Genomic DNA, 6,511 nt, shown 5'->3' on the forward strand with positions numbered 1-6,511 from the left:
ATGTTGGCCTCGCTGGGGTAGGCGTGCACGCCGGGCAACTTGGCCAACTCATCAAAAAGAAGAGCACGTTGGGTCCGCAGATCAAGGGCCTGGGCTGCAAACACCTCTTGATGTTCGAGCGCAAACAGGGCGCACTCGCAATTGAGCACGCTCACGTTATAGGGCGGGCGCACCTTGTCGATCTCGGCGATCAACTCGCGTCGGCCCATCAGGTAGCCCAGGCGGATACCCGCCAGGCCAAATTTGGAGAGCGTGCGCAGCAGCAGCACATGGCTGTGGCGCGCCAGCCGGTCAATGTAGCTCTTGCTGGCAAACGGCTGGTAGGCTTCGTCGATGATCACCAGACCGCCTTGCGCGCCCGCCGCGTCGATGATCTTCTCGATCACCGCGTCATCCCACAGATTGGCGGTCGGGTTGTTCGGGTAAGCCACGTAGGTGATGGCGGGTTGGTGCTGTGCCATGGCATCGAGCATGGCCACTTCGTCCAACTCGAAATCTTCGGTCAGCGCCACGCCATGAAAATCCAGCCCCTGCAACTGCGCGCTCATGGCGTACATCACAAAGCCCGGCACCGGGGCCAACACGCTGGCCTTCTTGAAACCGTTGGCGCTGCTGGGCGGCACGGCGCAGGCCATCGCCAGCAGGCTGATGAGCTCGTCGGAGCCGTTGCCAAGCATGATGTCAAAACCGTCGGGCATGGCGGCGTAGGCAGCCAACGAGTGGCGCAGATCATTTGCCCGGCCATCTGGGTAGCGGTTCAGTGCCAATGCGCCGAGCCGTTGCCCCAGTTCTTGCTGCAAGGCGGGTGGCAGCCGATGCGGGTTCTCCATGGCATCGAGCTTGACCATGCCGCTTGAGTCCTGGATGGCGTAGGCGTGCATGGCCAGCACGTCGGGGCGGATGCGGGCAGTGAAGCGTGATGGCACAGCAGTCATGGGTTGGATCTAAAAATTAATGGCCGCTGCATGTCGCTTGCCGCACCGCGCCAAAATTAACGGCTGCCTGAGCGGGTTGGGGCAGGTTCTTGGCGATGGGATTCAGCGAAGAAGGGCAATCAGTGTTCACCGCAGCCGCATCTCTGCCGCCCGCGCATGGGCTTGCAGGCCTTCACCATGCGCCAGCACCGAGGCGATTTCCCCCAGTACCTGGGCGCCGGCTTCGCTGACTTCGATCAGGCTGCTGCGCTTCTGAAAGTCATAGACGCCCAGCGGCGATGAAAAGCGGGCCGTGCCGCTGGTGGGCAGCACGTGGTTCGGGCCGGCGCAGTAGTCGCCCAGCGATTCGCTGGTGAAGGCGCCGAGGAAGATGGCGCCGGCGTGCTTGAGCAGCGGCTCCCAGCGGTGCGGGTCACGGCTGGATACTTCCAGGTGCTCGGGCGCGATGGCGTTGCTGATGGCGCAGGCTTCGTCCATGTCGCGGGTATGAATCAAGGCGCCACGGCCGTTGAGTGACTTGGCGATGATCTCGCGCCGTGGCATGTCAGGCAGCAGACGGTTGATGCTCTGATGCACCAACTCGATATAAGCCAGGTCGGGACACAGCAAAATGCTTTGCGCCAGCTCATCGTGTTCGGCTTGGCTGAACAAATCCATCGCCACCCAGTCCGGTGGCGTGCTGCCGTCGGCCAAGACCAGGATCTCGCTCGGGCCGGCAATCATGTCGATGCCCACCACGCCAAAGACGCGCCGTTTGGCGGCCGCCACGTAGGCATTGCCGGGGCCGGTGATTTTGTCGACTTTGGGGATTGTTTGTGTGCCATAGGCCAGCGCCGCCACGGCTTGGGCGCCGCCCACCGTGAAAGCGCGGGTCACGCCGGCCACGTAGGCGGCAGCCAGCACCAGCGCGTTCTTTTCACCTTTGGGCGTGGGCACCACCATGATGATCTCGCCCACGCCCGCCACGTGGGCCGGAATGGCGTTCATCAACACGCTCGATGGATAGGCCGCTTTGCCGCCGGGCACATAGATGCCGACGCGGTCCAGCGGCGTGACCTTTTGGCCAAGAAGCGTGCCGTCGGCGTCAACGTAGCTCCAGCTCTCGCCACAGGCTTTCTTTTGCGCTTCATGGTAGCTGCGCACGCGAGCGGCGGCGGCTTGCAGGGCGTCGCGCTGAACTGCGGGAATGGACTCGAAAGCGGCTTTGAGTTCGGCCTGCGTCAGCTCCAGCTCCGCCAGGGTGACCGCATTCAAGGCGTCAAAGCGTTGGGTGTACTCCAGCACCGCCGCATCGCCGCGATGCTGCACATCGGCCAGGATGTCGGCCACGCGCTGCTCGATGGCGGCATCGGCCGCCGCCGACCAATGCAGGCGCGCTTTGAAATCAGCATCAAATGTGCTGCTTGCGGTTGACAGACGGGCAGGCGTAGCTGTAAATGGCATGGCGATTTCACCCCCTAAATTACTGGCCAATGGCGGATGCAAAAGCGTCGATGATCTTGCGAATCGGGGCCTGCTTGAGCTTGAGCGCGGCCTGGTTCACCACCAGCCGGGAGCTGATGTCCATGATGTGCTCGACTTCCACCAGATGATTGGCCTTGAGCGTGTTGCCGGTGGAGACCAGATCCACAATCGCGTCCGACAAACCCACCAGTGGCGCCAACTCCATGCTGCCGTAGAGCTTGATCAAGTCCACGTGCACGCCCTTGGCCGCAAAAAATTCGCGCGAGATCGCCACATATTTGGTCGCCACCCGCAGGCGTGAGCCTTGTTTGACCGCCGAGGCGTAGTCGAAATCGGCGCGCACGGCCACACTGATGCGGCACTTGGCAATCTTCAGATCCAGCGGCTGGTACAGGCCATGGCTGCCATGCTCGAGCAGCGTGTCTTTGCCGGTGATGCCCAAATCGGCGCCGCCGTATTGCACGTAGGTCGGCACATCGGAGGCGCGCACCACCAGCACGCGCACGTTAGGCTGGTTGGTGGTCAGGATGAGCTTGCGCGATTTTTCGGGGTCTTCCAGCACCTCGATGCCCGCAGCTCTGAGCAGGGGAATGGTTTCCTCAAAAATGCGGCCTTTGGACAATGCAATAGTGATCATTCTGGTCTGTAGCCCTTATGCAATATACGCACAGCGCTATCAAATAAATCTTGGTATAAAAATGCGCTTTCGTCGTGAATCACTTCACGCGCTCAATAGCAGCGCCCAGGCCACGCAGCTTGGCTTCCATCTGGTCGTAACCGCGGTCCAGGTGGTAGATGCGCTCCACCACTGTTTCGCCGTCGGCGACCAGGCCCGCTATGACCAGGCTGGCAGAAGCGCGCAGGTCGGTTGCCATGACGGTGGCGCCGGAGAGCTTTTCCACACCTTCCACCACCGCCACCTTGCTGTCGATCTGGATATTGGCTCCCAGGCGAACCATCTCATTGACGTGCATGAAGCGGTTCTCAAAAATGGTCTCGGTGACCACGGCCGTGCCAATTGAGATGCAGTTCAGCGCCATGAACTGTGCCTGCATGTCGGTGGGAAAGCCGGGGTACTCGGTGGTGCGAAAGCTCTGGCTTTTGAGTCGGCCCTGCGAATGAATGCGAATGCCGCCGTCGACCTTTTTGACGGTAGCGCCCGCATCGCGCAGTTTCTCGACCACGGCCTCCAGATGATCAATGCGGCCATGCTTGAGCAGCACCTCGCCACCAGTCGCGGCCACCGCGCACATAAACGTGCCGGTCTCGATGCGATCTGCCACCACCTGATGGCTGCAGCCGTGCAGCGACTCGACCCCCTCAATGCGGATGCGGCTGCTGCCATGGCCTTCAATGTTGGCCCCCATCTTGATCAACATCTCGGCCAGATCGGCAATCTCGGGTTCCTGCGCGGCGTTCTCCAGAATGGTGACACCCTCGGCCAGGGTGGCGGCCATCATCAAATTTTCGGTGCCGGTGACCGTGACCATGTCGGTGGCAATGCGCGCACCTTTCAGGCGCGTCCAGCCTTTTGGCAATTTGGCGATAATGTAGCCGTGCTCGACGACAATCTCGGCGCCCATGGCGCTCAAGCCCTTGATGTGCTGGTCCACCGGGCGCGAGCCAATGGCACAACCGCCCGGCAAGGACACGGTCGCCTCGCCAAAACGCGCCAGCAGCGGGCCCAGCGCCAACACCGAGGCGCGCATGGTCTTGACCAGTTCATAGGGCGCCTCGGGCGAACTCAGGGCGCTGGCATTGACGGTGACCGAGCCGTCAGCGCCACAGTCGGCCGTCACCCCCATGTTGCGAATCAGCTTGAGCATGGTGGCCACGTCCTGCAGACCCGGCACATTGCTCAGAGTGACAGGGTCGGCGGTTAGCAGGCAGGCGCACAGCTCGGGCAGGGTCGCGTTTTTGGCGCCGGAAATCAGCACCTCGCCGTTCAGTTGCCGGCCACCGCGAATCAGTAATTTATCCATTGAATCAATTCGTAAAAATGAGGAGGCGCGCTGCTACAGTGAGTCAAGGCGCAGCACTTAGTCGGGTGATGCTGCCCATTCGGCAGGCGTGAATGCCTTGATCGACAAGGCGTGCACTTCGTTGTTGTGTATTTTGTCGCCCAAGCTGGCGTAGACCCGCTGATGGCGTTTGATGGCACGCAGACCTTCAAATTCAGGCGACACGATGGTGGTGTACCAATGCTGGCCATCACCGGTGAGTTCAATGTGCTCGCAGACCAGGTTGGCGGCAATGATGTTTTTGATTTCGTCGGCAGTCATGTCAACACCTCTAGATTAAAAAGTCAGGATCGAAGTTTGTAGCCCGAGCGCAACAGCAGCAAGGCCACTGTGCTCACGATGGCCAGCGCCACAGCAACCACACCCAGGCTCAGCCAGGGCGAGACATCGCTGGCGCCAAAACAACCGTAGCGAAAGCCATCAATCATGTAGAAAAATGGATTCAGATGGCTCACGGTCTGCCAGAACGGCGGCAATGAATGAATCGAATAAAAAACACCACTCAGAAAGGTCATGGGCATGACCACAAAATTCTGAAACGCTGCCAGCTGGTCAAATTTGTCGGCCCACAAACCGGCGATCAACCCCAGCGTGCCCATCAGCGCGGCGCCCAGCACGGCAAAGGTGAGCAGCCACAGCGGTGCCACAAAATACAGATCGGTAAAAAAGGCCGACACGGCGAACACCCCGACGCCGACCACCAGCCCGCGCACGACCGCCGCGCCCACATAGGCCACAAACCAATTCAGGTAAGACAAGGGCGTGAGCAGCAAGAACACCAGGTTGCCCATGACCTTGCTCATGATCAGGGACGACGAGCTGTTGGCAAACGCGTTTTGCAGCAGGCTCATCATAGCCAGACCGGGCACCAGAAAGGCGGTGTACTTGATGGTGTCGTATACCTTGACATGCGATTCGAGCGCGTGGCCAAAGATCAGCAAGTAGAGCATGGCGGTCAATACTGGCCCGGCCACGGTTTGAAACGCGACACGCCAGAAGCGCGACACTTCCTTGTAAAAAAGCATCTTCCAGCCGGTCATGTCGCCAGTGCCCCTTTGGATTGGAGCTTGGCCACTGCGCCCGGGCTGCTGGCCTCGTCGCCATTGGCGGCCATCACCGCCAAAAAAACGTCTTCGAGATCAGCCCGGCGAATTTCCACGTCCTGCGCGGTCAAGCCGGCTTCACGCACCGCCGCCAGGTAGCGCTCGATGGCCTGCGCATCTTGCGCCGGGAACTGCACCACGCGCCCGGTCACGCGGGCCTGGGCCGCCAGCGTGTGGGGTAGCTCGCCATCAATCTTGAAGCGCAGCAGGTTGCTGGTGCCGGACTTGAGCAGCGCGCTGGTACTGTCGAGCGCCACGACGTGACCGGATTTCAGCATGGCGATGCGGCCACACAAGGCCTCGGCCTCTTCCAGGTAGTGTGTGGTCAACAGGACGGTATGCCCCTGTTTATTCAGCTTGCTGATGAAGTGCCACAGGGTCTGGCGCAACTCGACGTCCACGCCCGCGGTCGGCTCGTCCAGCACAATCACCGGTGGCTTGTGCACCAGTGCTTGCGCGACCAACACGCGCCGCTTCATGCCGCCCGAGAGCTCGCGCATATTGGCGTTGGCCTTGTCGGCGAGGCCCAGGCTGTCCAGCAACTCATCAATCCAGGCATCGTTGTGCGTGATGCCGAAGTAGCCGGATTGGAAACGCAGCGCCTCGCGCACGTTGAAAAACGGATCAAAGACCAGCTCTTGCGGCACCACGCCCAGCTTGCGCCGCGCCTGTGCGTAATCGAGCTGCACATCGTGCCCCAGCACCGTGACGCGGCCGGCGGTGGCGCGGCTCAAGCCGGCCAGAATGCTGATCAGGGTGGTTTTGCCCGCGCCGTTGGGGCCCAAGAGGCCAAAAAACTCACCCTCTTCGACATCCAGGCTGACACGGTCGAGCGCCAGAAAAGTGCTGCCTTGGGGTCCGCGCGGAGAAGGGTAGGCTTTGGAGACTGATTGAAAAGAGATGGCGGGCATGGGAGGCCGCTAGTTTAGCGGGGCGGGCGGGCTCAAAGGCGTGGCCGCCAGCAGTTCGAGCACACCATACACCCCGG

7 protein-coding genes are annotated in these 6,511 nt (G+C 61.2%); all 7 read right to left on the reverse strand.

Features of this window, described 5'->3' with window-relative positions; genetic code table 11:
• Positions 1 to 935, reverse strand: a 935-nt coding sequence (locus tag GZ093_RS19515; protein WP_296489277.1) for an aminotransferase class I/II-fold pyridoxal phosphate-dependent enzyme, incomplete at its 3' end; no start/stop codon positions are given.
• A gap of 126 nt (positions 936 to 1,061) precedes the next feature.
• Positions 1,062 to 2,378 carry a histidinol dehydrogenase gene (gene hisD / locus GZ093_RS19520; RefSeq protein ID WP_296489279.1) on the reverse strand — a complete coding sequence of 439 codons (1,317 nt, stop codon included), beginning with the start codon at positions 2,376 to 2,378 and terminating at the stop codon, positions 1,062 to 1,064.
• A 19-nt stretch (positions 2,379 to 2,397) separates the two neighbouring features.
• Positions 2,398 to 3,036, reverse strand: a complete 639-nt coding sequence (gene hisG, locus GZ093_RS19525; RefSeq protein ID WP_296489281.1) for an ATP phosphoribosyltransferase — start codon at positions 3,034 to 3,036, stop codon at positions 2,398 to 2,400.
• Between the two features lie 79 nt (positions 3,037 to 3,115).
• Positions 3,116 to 4,381 carry a UDP-N-acetylglucosamine 1-carboxyvinyltransferase gene (murA, locus tag GZ093_RS19530; protein WP_296489282.1) on the reverse strand — a complete coding sequence of 422 codons (1,266 nt, stop codon included), beginning with the start codon at positions 4,379 to 4,381 and terminating at the stop codon, positions 3,116 to 3,118.
• Positions 4,382 to 4,438: 57 nt separating this feature from the next.
• Complete coding sequence (locus GZ093_RS19535; RefSeq protein ID WP_296489284.1) at positions 4,439 to 4,681, reverse strand: BolA family protein; 243 nt, start codon at positions 4,679 to 4,681, stop codon at positions 4,439 to 4,441.
• A 23-nt stretch (positions 4,682 to 4,704) separates the two neighbouring features.
• Positions 4,705 to 5,460 (reverse strand): ABC transporter permease, encoded by a 756-nt coding sequence (locus tag GZ093_RS19540; RefSeq protein WP_296489286.1) that lies wholly within the window; start codon positions 5,458 to 5,460, stop codon positions 4,705 to 4,707.
• Positions 5,457 to 6,434, reverse strand: coding sequence for an ABC transporter ATP-binding protein (locus GZ093_RS19545; protein ID WP_296489288.1), 978 nt, complete (start codon positions 6,432 to 6,434; stop codon positions 5,457 to 5,459). The genes GZ093_RS19540 and GZ093_RS19545 overlap by 4 nt, the downstream gene beginning before the upstream one ends.
• Between the last annotated feature and the right edge of the window lie 77 nt (positions 6,435 to 6,511).

This window comes from Rhodoferax sp. (genome assembly GCF_010365055.1).
Lineage (GTDB): Bacteria > Pseudomonadota > Gammaproteobacteria > Burkholderiales > Burkholderiaceae_C > Rhodoferax.